This window comes from Dehalobacter sp. TBBPA1 (genome assembly GCF_040931655.1).
In the GTDB taxonomy this organism is placed as follows: Bacteria; Bacillota; Desulfitobacteriia; order Desulfitobacteriales; family Syntrophobotulaceae; genus Dehalobacter; species Dehalobacter restrictus.
The window spans coordinates 2640455-2659780 of the sequence record NZ_CP162385.1 but is presented as its reverse complement, the minus strand read 5'-3'; the positions used below and the strand labels follow the sequence as shown (position 1 = coordinate 2659780).

The following is a 19326-nucleotide window of genomic DNA, read 5'->3' as shown; positions in this document are numbered from 1 at the left end:
AAGAAAAAAACAACCATAAAATACCAAAAATTTACAAAATAATGTTGCCATTTATGGGAAGAAAATATTTGGTAATATCTAACTTGAACCCATTGACCCAAGGCACAAAGGAAGATAAGATAAGAGAGGTGACGTGCCGACTGACCAGTCGGTCGCGACGGCCACGGCCGCAACCACGACATTCATGAATATGTCCCAAAAAGAATAGACTTAGAAAGATATTGATTTACGGGGGAGTAGAAAAATGAAATTCAAAATGAAACGGTCTGAGCAGGGTGGCAGCCCGGACTTGAAAAAACCGATTGGGAAGAAGAAAATGATCATTACCGTGATTGCAATCCTGCTTGTCCTTCTGGTCGGGGTAAGAATCTACGGTGCGATACAATCTGCTGCTGAAAAGAAGGCAGCAGAACAAAACAGACAGAATTATGTCCCGGTGGAAGCGTTGACCTTACATAAACAGAGCATCTCTTCTGCGATTACCTTAAGCGGCAAAGTTGAAGCGGATAAAGAAGCTTCCGTGGTCGTCGGTACCCCGGCCAAAGTGGCGGCGGTCTATACCAAAGTTGGGGACCGGGTCAGCAAGGGCCAGGTACTTTTCAGCCTTGATAAAACCGATCTGATGTCCAGCTATAACCAGGCTTCAGCGGCCTATCAGCTGGCGCAGGCCGGCTATGAAACCAATATGGCCAATTATGAAAACAGTAAAAAGAATTATGAGAATATGAAACAGCTGTATGAAATCGGCGCGGTCAGCAAGTCGGAGCTTGATCAGGCTGCCGTGGCGGCTTCGGATGCGGTTCTGGAAACGTATAAAGGCCAGCTGGCTCAGGCCAAGGCTGCTTATGACGCGGCGCAGAAAGCCCTGAATGATATGGATGTCAAGGCGCCGATCGACGGTGTCCTTACAGCGCTCGATGTGAAAATTGGGTCGATGGTGATGAGCGCCGTTTCTCCGGCCAGGGTGGTAGATTTGAATAAAGTGTTTGTTACAGTAAGCCTCAGCGAGCAGGAGATCAACAGCGTGCACAGCGGCCAGTCGGTTCAGATTGAAGTGCCTGCGGCTTCAGTGAAAGTCAAAGGGGTTATTGACAGTGTAAGTATTGCAGCCAATGCCCAGGGCAAATACGCGCTCAGAACCTATATCGATAATAAAGACGGAATCATCAAACCCGGCATGTTTGCCAATGTGACCTTAAACATTGCCGGCAAAGATAATGTCCTGGCTGTGCCGACCGATGCGGTGATTTTTCACGGCGGAAAAGACGTCGTGTATGTTGCCAAAGATAATGCTGCAGCCGAGATGGAAGTAACGACAGGACTTGAGAGCGGCACCGAGACGGAGATCGTCGGCGGACTGACGGAAGGGGACATCGTCATTATCAAAGGGCAGAACTTTGTGCAGGATGGTACGGAAATCAAAGTCGTAACTGTTGACGGCAAGCAGGTTGCTCAGGAAACGACGGATACGGCAGCTTCGGCGCAAACAGGGGGAGGCGTTCAGAAGTGAAAATATCTGAAACGTCGGTAAAACGCCCTGTTACAGTCCTGATGCTTGTTTTTATTATCATCATTCTCGGATTTGTGTCCTTCACGCGTATTCCGCTGGACTTGATGCCCGAAATGGAATTGCCTTATGCAATCGTGAGTACATCCTACAATGGAGCAGGCCCTCAGGAGATTGAAAACCTGGTCACGCAGCCAATCGAAAAGGCTGTTTCCACAGCCCAGAATGTCAAAAATATCAGCTCCATCACTTCGGAAGGCAGTTCGCTCGTTATTCTGGAGTTTAATTATGGAGTCGATATGGATCAGGTTGCCCTCGACCTCAGAGAAAAAATTGACCTGATTAAAGATTACTTCCCCGACGGCGTCAGCAGCCCGATGGTCTTGAAACTCAATATGAATTCAACCCCGGTCTTGACGCTTTCTATTTCGTCATCGACGATGAGTCTCTCCGAACTGCAAACCCTGTCGGAAGATACGATCCAACCGAGACTGGAAAGAGCGGAAGGGGTTGCTTCCGTGTCCGTGACCGGCGGAACCAAGGATATTATTGAAATCCGGACAAAAAGTGAGAAATTAGCCGGTTATGGCATTAACCTCGCTTACCTTCAGGGAATCCTGGCTTCGGAGAATGTCAACCTGCCCGGAGGTACGGTCAAGAAAGGGACCCAGGAGCTGACTGTCAAAACGACCGGGGAATTCATGTCGGTAGCTGAGATCGAGCAGCTGCTTATTCCGCTGCCTACCGGCGGAAATGTTCAGCTGAAAGATTTAGCCGATATCGAATTAAAGCCGGATCAGCAGACAACCATTTCCAAAGCGAACGGCAATCCCGGTGTCAATATTTCGATCCAAAAACGTTCCGACGCCAATACAGTCCAAGTTGCGGAAGCAGCCTATGTAGAGATCGACAAAATCCAGGATGAACTAAAAGACGTCAAGATTACGGTGGTCATGGATAATGCAGCCTATATCAAGGCTTCATTGTATTCGGTCGCGGAGCATGGGGTTATCGGCGCTCTCCTGGCGGTACTGGTCCTGTACATTTTCTTGCGAAATATCCGTTCTACCCTGATTATTGCTTCAGCTATCCCGATTTCCATTATTGCGACGTTTTGTCTGTTATATTTTACCGGCATTACGCTGAATCTGATGACGCTGGGCGGATTAATGCTTGGTATTGGCCGTCTGGTTGACGATTCGGTCGTGGTGCTCGAAAATATCTACCGCTTCCGACAGAACGGCTATTCCAGGGTCGAAGCGGCAGTGAAAGGATCTTCGGAAGTAATCATCGCTGTCATGGCTTCCACGCTGACGACGGTCGCAGTCTTTTTGCCGATCGTCTTTGTCCAGGGATTAACCTCCACACTATTCCGGCAGTTTGCCTTGACGATCGCGTTTTCGCTCGGAGCATCGCTGGTCGTTTCGATGACGGTTGTCCCGATGCTCGCTTCCAAGCTGCTGAAAGTAGAGCGGAAGAATCAGACTGCTGGTTCTATTGATGCAGGGAAGACGGGGGAGACGGATAAAGCATATACACAGACCGAAACGGCTGAAGCATCCGAAACATCCGAAACATCCGAAACAGTGAAAGTAGCCAGAACGGATGCAGCGGAAGATGAAGAAAATGGCAGGGGATTCTTCCGTACGCCTGCGTTCTTGGCGAAAGCCCACGATAAATTTGACCAGGGCTATGAAGCGCTGCTCCAGGGGTATAAAAAACTGCTCAGATGGGCCCTGGGCCACCGGAAACGCGTTTTTATCGTTACAACCATTGTCTTTGTCGTTTCCATTGCCTCTGTTGCCGCTGTTGGGACGGAATTCTTCCCGACGACGGATGAAGGAATGCTCTCGATCAGCGTTACGCTTCCTGACGGGGCAAAGGTCGGCGATACCTCGGCGGTCATGCGTGAAATTGAAACGAAGATAGAAGATATTCCCGAGATCGATACCATCTTCCTGGATGCCGGATCATCCGGAACCATGAGCCTGACAGGTGCACAAGGCAACGTTGGTACCTTTACTGTGAAGCTGCTTCCTTTAACGGATCGGAAACGCGGCGTTGTGGAGATCTCCGATGAAATCCGGGACCGGATTAAGGACGTACCCGGGGCCAAAACCAGTGTCGCAGCAACCCAGTCCGTGATGAGTGCCGGTGATCCGATCAGCATCACCATCAAAGGTGAAAATCTGGATCAGCTGAAGAAGATCGGAGACAATTTTGTCACCGTGATTAAAAAAGTCCCGGGAACCCGCGAAGTTAAATCCAGTTATGAAGACGGAATACCGGAAGTTGAGATCAACGTGAACCGTAAGGCGGCCAGCCAGTATGGTCTGAGTGCCGGAACAATCGCCTCTGCGGTAAAAGCATCGATCAGCGGGGCAACCGCGACACAGTTCAAATACAATGGGACCGAAATCGATGTAAAGATCAAAGGGGACGAAACGTTTAACCGGAATCTCCAAGCCCTTGAGCAAATCCCGATTACCACGAGCCTCGGCTATACCGTTACGTTGGGCGAAGTGGCGGATGTTTCCGTCAGCCGCGGTCCTGTCAGCATCAGCAGGGACAACCAGGCGAGGACCCTGACGGTCTCCGGCCAGATCAGCGGCAGGGACGTCGGCAGTGTCTCCAAAGATATTCAGACGGCGCTGGCAGATTACCGGATGCCGAATAATTATACCTATGAAATGGGCGGACAGCAGCAGGAAATGGTCGATGCATTCAGTGACCTGTTCCTTGCGCTCGGACTTGCCGTGATTCTGGTCTATATGGTCATGGCTTCCCAATTTGAGTCGCTGGTTTATCCGTTTGTCATCATGTTTTCCATCCCGCTTGGATTTGCCGGAGCGTTTTTAGGATTATTCATCACCGGCAAACCGTTAAGCGTTATGGCGATTATCGGGGTGATCATGCTGGCCGGTATCGTTGTTTCCAATGCGATCGTTCTGGTCGACTATATCAATACACGACGAAGAACGTACAAGGAGGACGTGCATGAGGCAATCATCAATGCAGGACCAATCCGCTTGCGGCCGATCATCATGACGACGCTAACGACTGTTCTGGCCATGCTGCCGCTTTCACTCGGGATCGGGGAAGGCTCGGAGTTTCAGGCGCCGATGGCCATTGTCGTTATCACAGGTCTCCTATTTTCAACCCTGGTTACCCTGGTGCTGATTCCGGTCATGTATTCTTTCACGGATGATCTGTCCAACAAATTCAAACGCAAATTCAGAAAAGACAAAAAATCTAAACCGGTGATCGCAGTAAACACGGATCAGCATACCCTTTAACCTGTAATCAAGAGAAAAAGCTTTACTCAAAAAAGCTGCAATTAAAAGATGGAGAATTTGATTTTACAGGCATCGGATAAAGGGGGGAACAACGGTGACCAAGGAACGGAAAAAAACTGAAATCCTACGGGCAGCCAGCAAAGTATTTTATATCAAAGGCTTTGAAGGAACAAAAATGGACGATGTCGCCAAAGAAGCCGGGATCGGCAAAGGGACCGTCTATGAATATTTTGACAGCAAGCAACAGCTCTTTGAGGAGATGGCCGTTTATAACTGCGAAGAGCATGGACGCAATATTCAGGACATTTTGGAAAAAGGAGGCTCTTTCAAAGAAAAAATCAGAGTTCTGGCAAAATATCAGGCAGAGCTGGTCAAGGAGCATATGCCGATTGCCAGGATGATGTCCTGTTCCAAGATTATGGTCCGGGAAATGGGAGCGGTCTTTATCGAACAGAATATCCGGGTCGGAGAGATTATCAAAAAGCAAGTCGTGCAGGCCATAGACCAAGGGGAAGTCAGGGCTGATATTGATCCGGAATTTGCTTCGGCGGCAATCATGGGCACAATCATGCAGTATTGCGGCAAAAAAGTGATATTTGCTGAGGCCATGCCTGAGGAAGCGGACTACGATAAGATCGTTCAGGTCCTGATGTCGGGAATTGGAATAAAGCCGGATGATAACAGAAGATAGTAAGCAGATCATAAAAAATTAAAAACTAAAAAATTAAAAAAACAAGTACGTTTCCGATGAACTCAAGGCTTCGGGACGTACCTGTTTTTTATTAGGTAGAATGTTGACTCGAATATAGCTTCGTTATATCTTGAAATTCAGCTTGATGACGCCGACCTTGACAAGGGCCCTATAGAAAATACAGGCCAGCGGGAACAGGAATACGCCAAGGACCCCCATCACTTTGAAACCAATCCAGATACTGATCAGAGTCGTCAAAGCGCTTAAACCGATGCGCTCGCCCAGTATTTTGGGTTCAATCACTCTCCGTACGACAATGATAATGATATACAGAATGACCAGACCTGCGGCCAAGAACAGCCGATCCTGGAAAAGTGAGACAACAGCCCAGGGCATGAGCACGGATCCGGTACCGAGGATCGGCAGGATATCTACGATTACAATCAACAAAGAAATGACTGCCACGTATTTTACATGGAGGATAGCGAGACCGGCAAAAGCAATAATATAGGTGATTGTGCTCAAAATGATCTGCGCTTTAAAAAACCCTAATGTAGCATTGCGTAAATCACCCAAGACGTAAACAGCTTTCAGCTTGGAGGAATCTTTGAAAAAGGAGTAGAAGAAACGGTGGATATTGCTTAACTGGAATGTGAACAGGAAAACGGATACCAGGTAGATAATCGACAGGAAGAACATGTTCGGTATCGCCGTGGAGATACTAAGTGTTGAGGAACCGATCGCGGATACCAGGTTGATGTTAGCCAGGTCATTGATCCATTTCATGATCATATCGTTTATTTCGGGAGGCAGCAATCCGATCGTTTCCTGGATACGCCCCGTAAGGTTCAAAAACCAAACCTGAATTGCCGGGCCGTTCGATTGAATAAAGTCAAGCAGGTCCAAAAGCTGAACATAGAGCTTACTGATGATCAGATAGAGGAAAATAACAATACTGGCAAGAAAAAACAGGTAGGTCACAGACACGGAGAGTGTCTTGCTTTTAAATCTAGAGACCTTGCTCAACCATGCTGCTGCAGGTTCCAGAAAAAGGGCCGTGAAGTAAGCAAGGACAAATGGCATAAAATGCGGAAGAATCTTATAAAGGCCATATGGAATGACGAGGGTTGCAACAATGATTAATACGGCGATAAATACTTTTTTGGAGTAATCAAGAAGATTTGACATTGTCCGAACCTTTCTTATCAGCGATGATCAGAAAAATATTTTCTTAAAATAGTCCTGTTTAGATAATATTATCGGAAAAGCCTTGAATATGCAATCAAAGTCTGGGAAGCGCATGACAAATAATCCTGAAACGGAAAGGGGAATGCCCGTTTTCGTCGAATTATTGCTAAGATAGAAAAACTAAACGAAACTTAAACAAAGCTTGAACATGCAAGATCATTGAATTTAGGCCGAACCTGCAAATCATACAGGAGGGAAAAAAGAACGTGAAATTTGGCAAAAGTCTAAGGTTTTTGATGACAGTGCTTCTGGTATTCTGTCTGGGTTTGGGACTTCCGCTGCAGGCTTATGGCGCGGAAAACGAAGCCCTGGATGAAGTCAGAACAATTTTGCAGGAGCAATATGTCGATGTTGTTCCGGATGAGATACTGAACGCGCCGACGGTCGAAAAAATGCTTCAAAGGTTGGGTGATAAATACACCGAGTATATGACCGCGGCCGAATATGATGACATGATCAGTTCACTGAATATGTCCTTTTCCGGAATCGGGATAGAACTGGAAATGGTACAGCAGGGGGTTAAGGTTACCCGGGTCATTGAACGTTATGGGGCTGATAAGGCAGGAATCAAACAAGGGGACATTATTCTCGAAGCAGATGGCTATTCCCTGGCGGGAAAAACCTCGGAATATTGCGCCGGCAAACTCCGGGGACCGGAGGGAACCAAGGTTCGTATAAAAGTCAAAAGAAACGCTCAAATCCTAAGCTTCACTGTCGTACGGATGAAGATTGTGATGCCGCTGGCTGAAGGCCGGGTACTGGAAGGGCATATTGGCTATATCGCAGTTAATTCCTTCGGCGAGGATATTGCAACGCAGTTCGGCAAGCAGGCCCTGGCCCTGCAGGAAAAAGGCGTAGACTGCTGGATTATTGACCTGCGTAATAACTCCGGAGGGTATACAAAAGCGGCAATGGAGCTGTTGGGTTATTTTATCGGGGATAAAAGCGCGTATATCATGAAGGCAAGGGGAAACCTGGGTATTGTCGATACAGCCGTCAAGCAGGCTTTCACGTTGGAAGGGCCGATTGTCTTGCTGATCAATGAGTATACGGCAAGCGCTTCCGAGATTACATCAGCCGCGCTGAAGGACTATGACAAGGCGACCGTCATCGGGGAAACGACCTATGGTTCAGGCCGGGTTAAGGCTTTGATCCCATTAAGCAACGGGGACTATTTGAAAATGTCCGTTTACAGGTTTTTCTCTCCGTACGATAACCCGATTGATGAGATCGGAATCAAGCCTCATCTGGATTTGACCGGCGTCAATGAGCTGAATACGGCTGTTTTGATGCTTAAAAACTATAAGGCTGAAGATAAATCACAAGATAAATCAGGGTATATTCAGCTGGAGGCGGGCCCTTATGTTTATCCGCTTTCGGTAAAAGAGCTTCGTCAAACCGAAAATTGGGTACTTGGCAAGAAAATTCTGGATTCAGCTTATGTAACCACAACACTTAAACTCGGAGGCCCGAACGGTTGGGAACCATTTCCTGAAGAGGTTCTCCAGGACCGCTGGCAGATCTACTACCCGGGATATGAAAAGTCCGGAGATCTTAAGAATATCCCGCTCGATAAGGTGTTCAACGTGAGCTTTAACCGGGAAATGGATTGGAATTCCGTAACGGCAGACAGCATTGAGCTGATCAATACTGCTACAGGAGAAAGAGTCAAGTGCGCATACACGTTTGTCGATCAGCAGCGTATGACTGTGAAACCGGCAACGAAACTTCAGGACGATACCGGGTATTGGCTGGTGATTCATCCTACAATCAAGGATGCTAAGGGCCAGGCAATTACCGGGGGTGTAGCGTCAGCCACAACGGTGAAATAACTTTTCTTTGTGATTCTTATAACAAATAACGTATAAAAATCACCTTTTATGGGAAAGAATAGAAATAGATTAATCCCAAGAGGTGATTTTTTTTGGAAGACCGACGATGCCGGAAAGGTTTGGCAGTGATGCTGACCACGGCGATTATCCTGACTGCTACTGCCCAGACAGTATATGCTGTACCTGAAAAATCAAGAGAATTGCTCTATTCCCGGGTATTGGAAATCCAACAGACTGTCCTTGAGGATGTCATGTCAGATGCCAGAGACATTATTCTGACGAAAGCAAATGAGAATCGTATATTCCGGATTCTCTTGGACAGATTTTCCGGACAGCCGGAAAATCAGATTTCCTTTGTGATCGAACAGCTGCCTTTGGAAAAGAAGGCTATTACTACCGTAGACAAAGGATCAGATACGGTGATTGAGGCGGCTAAAATGGCCGAACCGGCTGATTCAGCAGATTTGACTAATTCAGTGGATTCAGCCCGGGAGCCTGAAAGGGTTACTTCGGATGTTTCCCGCAGCAGTCAAATGGTTTATGACCAGGAAGATGTGATACTTTTAGCAAAAATCATTTATGCGGAAGCCCGTGGAGAAAGCTTTGAAGGTCAGGTTGCCGTAGGGGCAGTGGTTCTGAACAGGGTGGAAAGCCCGAAGTTCCCGGATACGATCCGGGAAGTCATTTACCAGCCGGGACAGTTTTCTGCAGTTCTTGACAGGCAGATTGAACTGACACCGGGAGATGAGGCCTATCAGGCTGCGCTGGAAGCGCTTGAGGGGCAGGATCCAAGCGAGGGCGCTCTCTTCTATTACAATCCGCGGACAGCGACCGACGATTGGATCAAAACCCTAGATGTTGTAAAAAACATCGGAAACCATAATTTCTGCGTCTAACACAGGAAGATATATGGTTAATAAGATTAAATAAGGGTATATGGCTACAAAATTAAAGACTTAGGGTCCTTTCCTCAAAGGAAGGCAGCTGAAGCGAATCAAAAGATTTGTCTGCAGCTGCCTTCTGTCGTGAAGAACGCTTAAATAAGCCTGTGATAAGTCTGGGGGCCACAGTTCCGCTGTGAGCGGAGCATGGATTGCGTAGCGCGGCCTTTTGTGTCAAGGAGGACATAACGGCCGAAAGCGGAACTGTGGCCCCCAGACTTGCTCTAACAAAATGGTTTTATATATAAAAAGTTAAGTAAGCTTCACGGTGTCACAGCTGCAGCCTGCTTTTCATATTATGACATAGCACAACACAGCGCAATTTGTAAACATACGAGGAGGTTAAAAGATGTTCGGACATAACAAAGGGTTAGGAATCTTTCCCCAGGGTATTGGGGGTATGCCCGGAGAATCAATGATGGGTATGACGCCAAGACAGCTCAATTTGGTCGCTTCGGAAGGCTTTAGCGGAAACGGAATGGCAACAATCGGAACGGATAACAATTTTTCGGTCATTGCGCACCTACCGCCGGCTCATACATTTAGTCCTCATGCTCCGGCAGTTTATGCGGCTTATCTGGTTGACGGCAAGGGAAAAAACGGATTTTATGCCGGAACGCTAAGACCGGCCGGCAATGGAATGTATCAGGCCAATTTCAGGAGTCCTGTGCCGCTCGTACATTATGACAAAGTTGTCATTTCACTGGAGAGCCCGCAGTCCATCATGCAGTCCCCGCAGGGTCCTATTGTCATGAAAGTCAAAGAAGGCTTTTTCCCTGGGCTGGGACCGGTCAAAAAAGCCGGCAGCAATATGTGGGGAAAGGTGAGAGGCTTTGTCGGCAGCAGGTTCGGCAGCAAAGATGAAATCAGCCAGAATCAGCCTGCTCCCGGGCAAAATTCCGGGCAGATCCCTGCCCAGCCGCCAGTTCAGCAGTATTCCCAGCAGCCCCAACAGTCCCAGATTCCGCAATATTCACAGCAGCCTCAAAATCAACAGTATCCCAATTATTCGCAGAACCCTCAGTATCTTCGGAACTCACAGCAGCAGTATCCTCAGTATGCCGCTCAGCAACGCGCTTATCCGCAGCAGGGTTATCCGCAGTGGGGAGCGCAGATGCAGCCAAACAGGCAAAGATATGACCGACCGTATATGCCTCAGGGCGGATATCAGCAGGGACCGGTTTATGGGCAGAATCCTGCTTCACAAGTTTCAGCTATGCAAAGTCCGATGATGCAAACTCCAGCGTCTCCGGCGCCGGTTCAACCTATGGAATTTCAACCGACCGCTCAGGTCCCGGAACAACCCAAGAGCCAGCCAATACAGCAAGTATCGCCTGAGGAGCCGAAGGAATCATAACGGGCAGAAAAGTTCATCTCGCCGGGGTCCGGAAAAATAAATATTGATGATACTTGATAAGACGCGCGTGGCCGTAAAGGTCAGGTGCGTTTTAATGATTAACTGCCGTTTGCCGTATTCGCCGTGTCCGTCCTGCCAAAAATGGTCAGCAGGCCATAGAGAATAAGGGAAGCCAGCGGTACCACGTAACCCGGAACACTGTCGATGGATTTGAGTTTAAAAGCATATAAGGTGGAAGCACGGCTTTGCACAGGCGTAAAAGGGACACTCAAAGAAACATTGATTGTCATTCCTTCCTTCGGGATCAGCGGAGTCTGAGTCATCTTAAGCTGAAGTATTCTGTCCTCCCTTAAAGCACTGATGTCCGGCAGGGACTGACCGTATCCTCCCGGAAAAAATATTCGGGCTGAAACCGGAACAGCGGACCATTTATAAAATAGGGCCGTTGCAAGTTCCAGACCGATAATAATAAAATACCCATGCGGAATCATGATTTTGGTCAGCGGGATGATCAGGGTGCCGACTGGACTGTTGTTACTTGGATGGAGTGCGTTGGAGATCAGGAGGGAGATATAAAAAGGGACCTCTGCCTCTATTATTTTTTCCCCAGTCAAAGATTTGGCAGGAGCGGTGTTCTGATAAATTTGACTACGGTGATGGAATACGGCAGACATTTTTTGCATTGGCCCCCTTTTAATTATTCCGTATTACTCGGATCATTTTTGTATTTCGGGTAGAGAAGGAAGTAAATAAATAAGATAAGCAAGGGGATAAATGTCTTTGGGAGTTTCTTAATTTCAAACATTTCAATGCCATAAATCAATACAAATTTGGTGCCGATACTTTGAGGCACTACGGAGTAAGGCGTAACCAAAACCAAATTAAACGCCAAACCTCTCGGTTCCAACGGAGTTTCGGGTTCCTGCTGATTTCCTGTGTTATTACCACCTCCGGTAGCATTTGTCTGGGAAGATGATGGCAGGCCATCAAGGAATAGCCTGATATCCGGATAAGCCTGCTGATATTGACTCAAAGCAGAAATTCCTGAGAAAGCAGAAGACCACTTTGCCAGCAGAGAAGTTGCGAGTCCAAGAGCAATAATAATCAGGTAACTGAGGGGAATACTTAATATTTTCAGCGGTATCAGCAATGCTGCGGTGGGGCTGTATCTATTTTGCGGAAACAAACTGTCAGTCAGAAAAAGGGCAAACGTTAAAGGGATAGGTGTTAAGGGCGGGAACATTTCTGCAGAGGAAGAACTTCCAAAGTATTGATTATTCGGATATGGGTGGCTGTTCAAAAACGTCATTTAAAAAATCTCCTATCCCTTTATAATAAGAAAAGACTAAACGGCAGAATAAGACGTGATTTACTTGCTCTTGGGGTTTAACCGGCTTAGCAGTTCGGAAACATTGAGCCCTTCAGGGATCTGGAAGCCTTCCGGGATCGTCATGGCAGGGCCGTTTTTGTCGCCTCCGATCGTATCCAGAAGCTGCTGGGCAAGATTTTGGATTTCTTTGGGGAAAGGCAGCTGTTCGGCACTGGGCATACCGTAAATTGTGGTTGTGATCGTCAGGTTCACAGTTGCCATTATTTTCTCCAGATCCTGCTGAATGGAGAAGAAGCTTCGGATGGAAGGATATAGTTTAATCAGGCGCATTTTTAAGTCGATGAGCGCTAAGGTATCCTTTTCAGATACCACTTTGCTGAACATTTGAGCGGTCAGGATTTGGCGTTCTTTATCCTGATATGCCGCAAAAGCTTTGGCAGCTTCAGGGTCGTTTTGGATTTCGGCTTCTGCTTCTTTCAGCCTTTGTACTTCCGGCGTTTGCAGAAGCGCTTCGCCGAGTTCACGTGCTTTAACAATGTATTCCATAAGAATCAAGCACCTCCTTATGTATCAGGTTATGCAGTTCAAAATGCCGGAGTGCCTTAAAATACTAAACAAACTGTAATCAACAGGAAACGAAGAACGAAAAAAGTTTTATTCGGGAAGGATTTAAGGGAAATATGTAGAAAAATATTGCCATGAGGAGGAATGAACATTGCGCACTTACCGTTTAGAGATTAGGGTTATTCAGCTTTCCATATTGATGGCTGTTATTGTATTGGTTTTTGGGTTTGTGAATGTTTGGAACGGAGGAACACCGGAACAGTCTGCCAGCGGCAGCTCAACAGTCCAGAGCGGCGGAGCAAGTAATGAGGGCGGTGCAGAAAATGAAGCCGGCAATACCGACGGTGATGCTGTTTTGAATGGCAGCGGTACGACTGTCAATACCAAAATGGTGTGTCTGGGTGATTCATTTACATACGGTTACCCGGGTGAGCCAAGTAGTTCCTGGCCGCAGCATCTTGCGGATGTCCTGAAAGTGGAAGTGGTCAATGCCGGTCAGACTTATCAGAATGCATCCAGCCTGCTGGACCGCTTTGAAGAGGATGTAATTGCTGAGAAACCGGGCACAGTCATTATTTTTGCCGGCGTTGGAGATGCCATCCGCGGCACACCACTGGAAGAATACCAAAACAATATCAAAGCCATGGTCGAAAAAGCCACGGCCAATCAAATCAGGCCTGTCCTGGCGCTGCCGGTTCCTTTCCCTGACACGGATGAGCTCTATAAACAATACAGGGAATGGGAAACGGCTTATGCACAGGAACAAAAGATTACAGCACTTGATTTTAAAGGGGTGCTGTTTGGCAACGGGGACGAGATCCTCAGAAAATATTCCGATGACGGGAGATATCCGAATAAGGACGGCTATCAGGCCATGGGCGATTATGCCGCCACAGTCCTGCAGTAATATTTAGCGTATTAACAAAAGTTTGAGACAGCCTTCAGGCTGTCTTTTTGACGTCCACGGATGGACGAATGCCAAACAAAGATCCTGTGAATACCGGATTGCCATGTCTAGAGTCCTTCATACCGTGCATGCGTAGGATAGAGCTGGCGCTTCGCTTATACCATGGACGGCAAGAAACGGCAATATTAATGTGGTAAGAAGACGGAGATAAATCCAAAGAAAATAAATCCGCCCAGTCCTCCAATAAAGGCCCAGACCGGGTGGTCTTCCCGGGACAGCGGCCATAATTCGGCCAGAACCAGAAACACCATTGCCCCAGCAGCCAGGGCTACAAAAAAACAGAGCGAGGTATGGACAAGTTCCATGGCCACCCTGCCGAGCAAGGCACCAAGCGGAGTAAATATTGCAATCAGGAGAGTCAGTGCCAGAATCTTCGGTTTTCTGATCCCGGCCATTACCAGAGGTGTAGCAGTGGCCATTCCTTCAGGCAGGTTATGCAGAGCAATGCCAAGGGCGATGAATGTACCCAATTGACCGGCGGATTCGTGCCCCGCAGCAATGGCCATTCCTTCAGGTATATCATGAAGTGCTATGCCTGAGGCAATCAGGATGCCCATCCGTTTCAGACGGCTGTATCTATGATTGGGAAGCTGACGGTTTCTTGCTTTGAGTAGTCTGTCGGCAGTAGACATCAGTATCATACCGGCCAAAATCCCGCCCAGGAGGAGTCCCGGCTGTTTGAAGGATGCAGCCAGCGGCAAAAGATCAAAGGCCACCACAGCAAACATGACGCCTCCTGCTGCGGACAGCAGAACGGCCAGAACCCAATCCGGAGGGTCTCCCAGAAAAAGCACAATCAGGCAGCCGGCTGTTGTGGCCAGCCCGGCAATTGTGCTGATGTACAACAAATACAGCGGAGATTGGAAGTCCAGGAGCATTTTTTCACCCGATTCCTTCGGCAGATTGTCAGCAAATTTGACAGAGCCTTATGAATCTTATTTTCAGACTTCAATAAATATTCGCACTACCTAAAAAACTTCTGAGACGCACTGAATAGAAAACTTCTTTATTGGAAATAATTTACATAGAAAGAAGTCTTTTGTATATATGAATTTTAAGATTTACAAGGTACTGGGAGAGGGAAATTAAATGTTAATATTTGTGAATAAAAACATAATAAGATTAATTGTCTGCCTGGTCTTGTGTTTTAGTTTCTTGGCGATCAATCCTTGCGGCCAGTCAGCAAACAGCGCGGAAACCAAAGCGTATGACAGTACAAGTCTCATTCGATTTCATGTTATCGCGAACTCGGACAGTGAACAGGATCAGCTGCTGAAATATGCAGTGAGGGATGAAGTTTTGAAGGCTGCTTCCCCGAACCTGGCTGAATCACAATCCCTGGCCGAATCCAGAGAAATCCTTCTGAGCATGGAAGGCCAGTTGCTGGAGATTTCCAGGAGCGTGGTCAAAGAGTGGGGAAAAACTTATCCGGTCACCCTTGACTATGGTGTATTTGCTTTCCCGACAAAATCTTACGGCAATATTGTACTCCCGGCGGGAGACTACGAAGCGGTTGAGATCAAGATAGGAAATGCTGAAGGGGCTAATTGGTGGTGTGTTTTGTTCCCGCCTTTATGCTTTGTTAATGTTGAGGAATCCACATCACTTCCTGTTGACGGCAAGCCTGCTGTGCCGCTGAATACAGCGGCCAAACAAAAAAAGCCGACCTATCAGGGGAAAGAGATCGGCTTTTATCTGGAGCGTTTTTTCTAGTACTTTATTAACCCTATAATGATCATATTGTGGCAAACAATTTTTCGCAATAAAGCGTTGCCGTCAATATATGAAGATTAGGTTTTACATGGTACTATATCCCAAGGATCTCTTTGAGTCGGCGGGCCTGAGTGCGGCTGACTGGGACTTCGCTTTTGTCCTTGTCCTGCACGATCACAGTATACGTACCATTAAAGTAAGGGACGAGCTCCCTCATTTTTTTTATATTGACCAGATAGCAGCGGTGGGTTCTGAAAAAAGTTTTTGGATCGAGTCTGGATTCCAAATCCCGCAGCGTATAACGGGTCAGGTAGAAGTCGGCTTCTGTTTTGACGTAAACATTGTCCTTGTCTGTGGAAATATATATAATTTCTTCCGGCCGGATCAGGATGGTTTTCCCGTTATGTTCAGCAGCAATCACTTCCAGGGGTTTGAATTCAGGGATATCCTCCTTGACCGGTTCGGCTTTGGGTTGAACGGGAGCAGGTGTTCTGCGCTTCCTTACCGTATTTAAGGCTTCTTCCAGCCGCTTCGGATGAATCGGCTTAAGAAGATAATCGTAAGCATGAACACTGAACGCATCAAAAGCAAATTCCTCATGGGCGGTCGTAAAAATTACCGCCGGTTGTTTCGGGCTCTGGGAAAGCTTTCTGGCAAGTTCAATGCCGTTTAAGCCGGGCATATTAATATCGAGAAAAATGACGGAATAGTCGACACTATCAATCAGTTCCATGGCTTCAAGCGCGTTTTCTGCTTCCCCGACAATTAGCACGTCTTCAAATGATTTCAAGAGATAGCGTAGTTCTTTACGGGCCGGAGATTCATCATCAACCAGCAAGGCTCTTATTTTCATATTTTTTAACCTCCCTGAATTCTATTTCTTTGGGACAAAGCATATTATCTTTTTAGAAATTTCTTTTTAGCGGACATTTCTATATTCATTTTAGAAAGGAGAACTTCCTATGAGAAAAATACGGCTGCTGCTGACTTTCGTTCTGCTGATCGCAGCCATTACGCTTCTGGTCGGCTGCAATATCCTGAATGACCTGATCAAGGAAGGGGGCGGTGATGCTCCTTTAAGCAAACTTCTGGATAAGACTGCTCAGGAAGATACGGTCGAAGTGACTACAGATTCTCAGCAGACGGAACAAACTGTAAAGCTTTATTTCGCAGATGCTGACGGAAAAGTCTTAATCGAAGAGAACCGAACAATTCCCAAGACACTGAGCCTGGCTCGCGAAACAGTAAGCCAATGGCTGCTGGGGCCGGCCGGAAAATCAAGCGCTTATCCGATGGTAAACCCGCAGACGGTGTTATTGGACATTGGAATCAAAAACGGCATTGCCACAGTAGATCTTAGCAAGGAATTCCTTGAGCCTTACAGCAATGTCTCGGCCGAAACTGCTCTTTATGGTTTAGTCAACACCTTGACTCAGTTTCAAACTGCCCAAATCGTGAAGATCCGGGTCGAGGGGCAGGACATTCGAACCTATCGCGGAATCGGTCTGGAGAACTTAAGGTACCGTAATGATTTGATCGGCTACGCCTCAGGGACCGTGCAGGATGATGAAGTAACTGCTGAAGTATCCCCAAGCGGAATCAATCTTTTTGGACAATAACTTCAATATTTTACCATTTGTTGAAAGGATCAAGATACGTTATGATATTAATTATATAACACCTATCGTTAAAATCATCAATAATATTTGAATTATGAAAATTTTACTAGTGTTAATTTCCGGAATATGGTAAAATACTGTAAAAATGATATGTGCTAATATATACTTATATATAGGGGTTATCTATTTGATTTTTTGAGGTGGGGTGTTCGCATGTTAGAGAACAGAGAGTTAGCAGGTCATCTTGACCATTTGCTTCAGAGGCTCACCGTTTCTACCCAAAGGCAAAAGAGTGATTTTGCAGAAAAGTTTGGTATTTCCCGTCAGCAGTTTGAAGTTTTAACGATTATTTTTGAAAAGGGCCAGATTACGATGGGTGAGCTTTGCAAGGAAATTTCTTCAGCCTGCAGTACGGCAACGGATCTGGCTGACAAGCTGGAAAGAGCCGGCTATGTGGAGCGAATCAGGGAAAAACGGGATCGCAGGATCGTAAGGCTTAATATTTTACCCAAGGGAGAAAAACTGGTCAAATCGGTAATTGAGACAAGGACCGAAAGGCTTGAAAGTATTCTGGAATCTTTTGAACAGGAAGACCGGATGCGTATTATCGGCATTCTGGAAACCTTATCCGATAAATATGAGAGGCTTTCCAGAAAAGAATAAAAGTCGAATACAACGGTATCGAACATTTTTGTCGAAGTAAGATCTTCCTGACAAAGATGTTTTTTTTTGACGGCAAACCTTTTTTAAAAGTTATATTTCTTGAATCCCGTATTTGCGCTATACTGAATAAAAGTGTTCCGGACAAAAAGCGGAGGTAAATTGTGAAAGAGATTCATGTCAACGAGGTGATTTCCGCAGTGGAGAGACTGTGTATTGAGGCGAACTGTATTCTGAATCAGGATGTTATTGATGCTTTGAACAAGGCTCTTGGCATTGAGGAATCCTCACAGGGCAGAGAAGTGCTTCAGCAGCTTTTGGAAAATGCGGAGATTGCAGCCAAAGAGAATATACCGATATGTCAGGATACCGGGATGGCGGTATTGTTTGTAGAAGTCGGCCAGGACCTGCATATTATCGGCGGAGATTTGACGGGAGCCTTGAATGAGGGCGTACGTAGGGGCTATGAAAAGGGTTTTTTGCGTAAATCTATCGTCAAAGATCCTTTTAACAGGATCAATACCGGAGATAATACACCTGCGGTTATTCATTATGAAATCGTATCAGGGGACAAGATTGGGATTACGATTGCACCGAAAGGGTTTGGCAGCGAAAACATGGGTGCCTTGAAAATGTTTAAGCCTTCGGATGGTTTGCCTGCAGTAAAGAATTTTATTATGGAAACGGTGGATAAAGCCGGGCCTAATCCCTGTCCACCCATCGTGGTCGGAGTTGGACTCGGAGGCACGATGGAAAAGGCTGCCTATTTGGCTAAAAAGGCCCTGCTTCGTCCGATCGGGGAATCGAATCCGGTTGAGGAATATGCCCAGCTGGAACAGGAGCTTCTGACCAAAATTAATCATTTAGGGATAGGCCCCCAGGGTTTTGGCGGCCGGACGACAGCACTGGCCGTAAATATTGAGGTATTTCCGACGCATATTGCAGGGCTGCCCGCAGCTGTGAATATTAATTGTCATGTTACCCGACATCGTCAGGTAGTTTTGGAAGGGAGGGTTTCTTCCTGTGAGTAATGATAAAACGGTTGAAACCCGGAAAATTTCGGCACCGATGGATGATACGACTGCTGCTTCTCTCAGATGCGGTGAAAAGGTGCTGATCAGCGGAGTCGTCTATACCGGAAGAGATGCGGCTCATAAGAAAATGGTTGAGGCCTTAGCCCGGGGAGAGGGGCTGCCCTTTGATATTAAGGGACAGGTGATCTATTTTGTGGGACCCGCCCCGGCTTCTCCAGGTAAAGTTATCGGATCTGCCGGACCGACAACCAGTGGCAGAATGGATGCCTATTCTCCTAGTCTGCTGGCCAAAGGTTTAAAGGGGATGATCGGCAAAGGGCTTCGTTCTCCTGAGGTCATACAGGCCATCAGGGAAAACAGCGCAGTCTACTTTGGGGCGATCGGCGGTGCGGGAGCACTCCTGGCTTCCTGCATCAAGGAAGCTGAGGTCATTGCCTATCCGGAACTCGGAACGGAGGCGGTCCGGAGACTTGTTATCGAAGATTTTCCTGCCATTGTCCTGATTGACAGTCTCGGGCAGAATCTTTACGAGACAGGAAGGAAAGAATATCAAATATTGGGGTGATG

Annotated in this window: 18 protein-coding genes; 12 read left to right on the top strand and 6 right to left on the bottom strand. The window is 46.9% G+C overall.

Annotated features, from left to right (window positions below; genetic code table 11):
• Positions 1–244 precede the first annotated feature (244 nt).
• From AB3489_RS13095 to AB3489_RS13085, 3 genes are all read left to right on the top strand, one after another.
• Positions 245–1510 carry an efflux RND transporter periplasmic adaptor subunit gene (locus AB3489_RS13095; RefSeq protein WP_287895711.1) on the top strand — a complete coding sequence of 422 codons (1266 nt, stop codon included), beginning with the start codon at positions 245–247 and terminating at the stop codon, positions 1508–1510.
• On the top strand, positions 1507–4803 hold the full coding sequence (locus AB3489_RS13090) for an efflux RND transporter permease subunit (RefSeq protein ID WP_368293236.1): 3297 nt from the start codon (positions 1507–1509) through the stop codon (positions 4801–4803). Before AB3489_RS13095 ends, AB3489_RS13090 begins: the two co-directional genes overlap by 4 nt.
• A gap of 94 nt (positions 4804–4897) precedes the next feature.
• Complete coding sequence (locus AB3489_RS13085; RefSeq protein ID WP_368293235.1) at positions 4898–5494, top strand: TetR/AcrR family transcriptional regulator; 597 nt, start codon at positions 4898–4900, stop codon at positions 5492–5494.
• A 123-nt stretch (positions 5495–5617) separates the two neighbouring features.
• Here AB3489_RS13085 and ytvI read toward each other — a convergent pair whose 3' ends face one another.
• Positions 5618–6682 carry a sporulation integral membrane protein YtvI gene (ytvI, locus tag AB3489_RS13080; protein WP_368293234.1) on the bottom strand — a complete coding sequence of 355 codons (1065 nt, stop codon included), beginning with the start codon at positions 6680–6682 and terminating at the stop codon, positions 5618–5620.
• Positions 6683–6948: 266 nt separating this feature from the next.
• Between ytvI and AB3489_RS13075 the strand changes: the two genes are divergently transcribed.
• From AB3489_RS13075 to AB3489_RS13065, 3 genes are all read left to right on the top strand, one after another.
• Positions 6949–8574, top strand: a complete 1626-nt coding sequence (locus AB3489_RS13075) for a S41 family peptidase (protein WP_368293233.1) — start codon at positions 6949–6951, stop codon at positions 8572–8574.
• Between the two features lie 92 nt (positions 8575–8666).
• Complete coding sequence (locus AB3489_RS13070) at positions 8667–9470, top strand: cell wall hydrolase (protein WP_368293232.1); 804 nt, start codon at positions 8667–8669, stop codon at positions 9468–9470.
• Between the two features lie 394 nt (positions 9471–9864).
• Positions 9865–10872 carry a hypothetical protein gene (locus tag AB3489_RS13065; protein WP_368293231.1) on the top strand — a complete coding sequence of 336 codons (1008 nt, stop codon included), beginning with the start codon at positions 9865–9867 and terminating at the stop codon, positions 10870–10872.
• Positions 10873–10970: 98 nt separating this feature from the next.
• Here AB3489_RS13065 and AB3489_RS13060 read toward each other — a convergent pair whose 3' ends face one another.
• Genes AB3489_RS13060 through AB3489_RS13050 form a run of 3 tightly spaced genes read right to left on the bottom strand, consistent with a single transcriptional unit; the run spans position 10971 to position 12748 of the window.
• Complete coding sequence (locus AB3489_RS13060) at positions 10971–11546, bottom strand: hypothetical protein (RefSeq protein ID WP_368293230.1); 576 nt, start codon at positions 11544–11546, stop codon at positions 10971–10973.
• Between the two features lie 23 nt (positions 11547–11569).
• Complete coding sequence (locus tag AB3489_RS13055; protein WP_368293229.1) at positions 11570–12181, bottom strand: hypothetical protein; 612 nt, start codon at positions 12179–12181, stop codon at positions 11570–11572.
• Between the two features lie 60 nt (positions 12182–12241).
• Complete coding sequence (locus AB3489_RS13050; protein WP_019224742.1) at positions 12242–12748, bottom strand: YlbF family regulator; 507 nt, start codon at positions 12746–12748, stop codon at positions 12242–12244.
• Between the two features lie 169 nt (positions 12749–12917).
• Between AB3489_RS13050 and AB3489_RS13045 the strand changes: the two genes are divergently transcribed.
• Positions 12918–13673 carry a GDSL-type esterase/lipase family protein gene (locus tag AB3489_RS13045; protein WP_368293227.1) on the top strand — a complete coding sequence of 252 codons (756 nt, stop codon included), beginning with the start codon at positions 12918–12920 and terminating at the stop codon, positions 13671–13673.
• 185 nt (positions 13674–13858) lie between these two features.
• Here the strand turns inward: AB3489_RS13045 and AB3489_RS13040 are convergent, their stop codons facing one another.
• Positions 13859–14611, bottom strand: coding sequence for a ZIP family metal transporter (locus AB3489_RS13040; RefSeq protein WP_368293226.1), 753 nt, complete (start codon positions 14609–14611; stop codon positions 13859–13861).
• A gap of 211 nt (positions 14612–14822) precedes the next feature.
• On the opposite strand from AB3489_RS13040, the gene spoIIR reads away from it, so the two are divergent.
• On the top strand, positions 14823–15446 hold the full coding sequence (gene spoIIR / locus AB3489_RS13035; RefSeq protein ID WP_158208542.1) for a stage II sporulation protein R: 624 nt from the start codon (positions 14823–14825) through the stop codon (positions 15444–15446).
• A gap of 94 nt (positions 15447–15540) precedes the next feature.
• Here spoIIR and AB3489_RS13030 read toward each other — a convergent pair whose 3' ends face one another.
• On the bottom strand, positions 15541–16299 hold the full coding sequence (locus AB3489_RS13030) for a LytTR family DNA-binding domain-containing protein (protein WP_132102151.1): 759 nt from the start codon (positions 16297–16299) through the stop codon (positions 15541–15543).
• A gap of 109 nt (positions 16300–16408) precedes the next feature.
• Between AB3489_RS13030 and AB3489_RS13025 the strand changes: the two genes are divergently transcribed.
• The 4 genes from AB3489_RS13025 to AB3489_RS13010 all read left to right on the top strand — a co-directional run bounded on the left by AB3489_RS13025 (position 16409) and on the right by AB3489_RS13010 (position 19324).
• Positions 16409–17065, top strand: a complete 657-nt coding sequence (locus AB3489_RS13025) for a GerMN domain-containing protein (protein ID WP_368293225.1) — start codon at positions 16409–16411, stop codon at positions 17063–17065.
• Positions 17066–17278: 213 nt separating this feature from the next.
• On the top strand, positions 17279–17728 hold the full coding sequence (locus AB3489_RS13020) for a MarR family winged helix-turn-helix transcriptional regulator (protein ID WP_019224748.1): 450 nt from the start codon (positions 17279–17281) through the stop codon (positions 17726–17728).
• A gap of 161 nt (positions 17729–17889) precedes the next feature.
• The gene (locus AB3489_RS13015) at positions 17890–18756 is read left to right on the top strand and encodes a fumarate hydratase (protein ID WP_019224749.1); all 867 of its coding nucleotides are present in this window, start codon (positions 17890–17892) and stop codon (positions 18754–18756) included.
• Positions 18749–19324 (top strand): Fe-S-containing hydro-lyase, encoded by a 576-nt coding sequence (locus AB3489_RS13010; RefSeq protein WP_019224750.1) that lies wholly within the window; start codon positions 18749–18751, stop codon positions 19322–19324. The genes AB3489_RS13015 and AB3489_RS13010 overlap by 8 nt, the downstream gene beginning before the upstream one ends.
• The last annotated feature ends 2 nt before the right edge of the window (positions 19325–19326 follow it).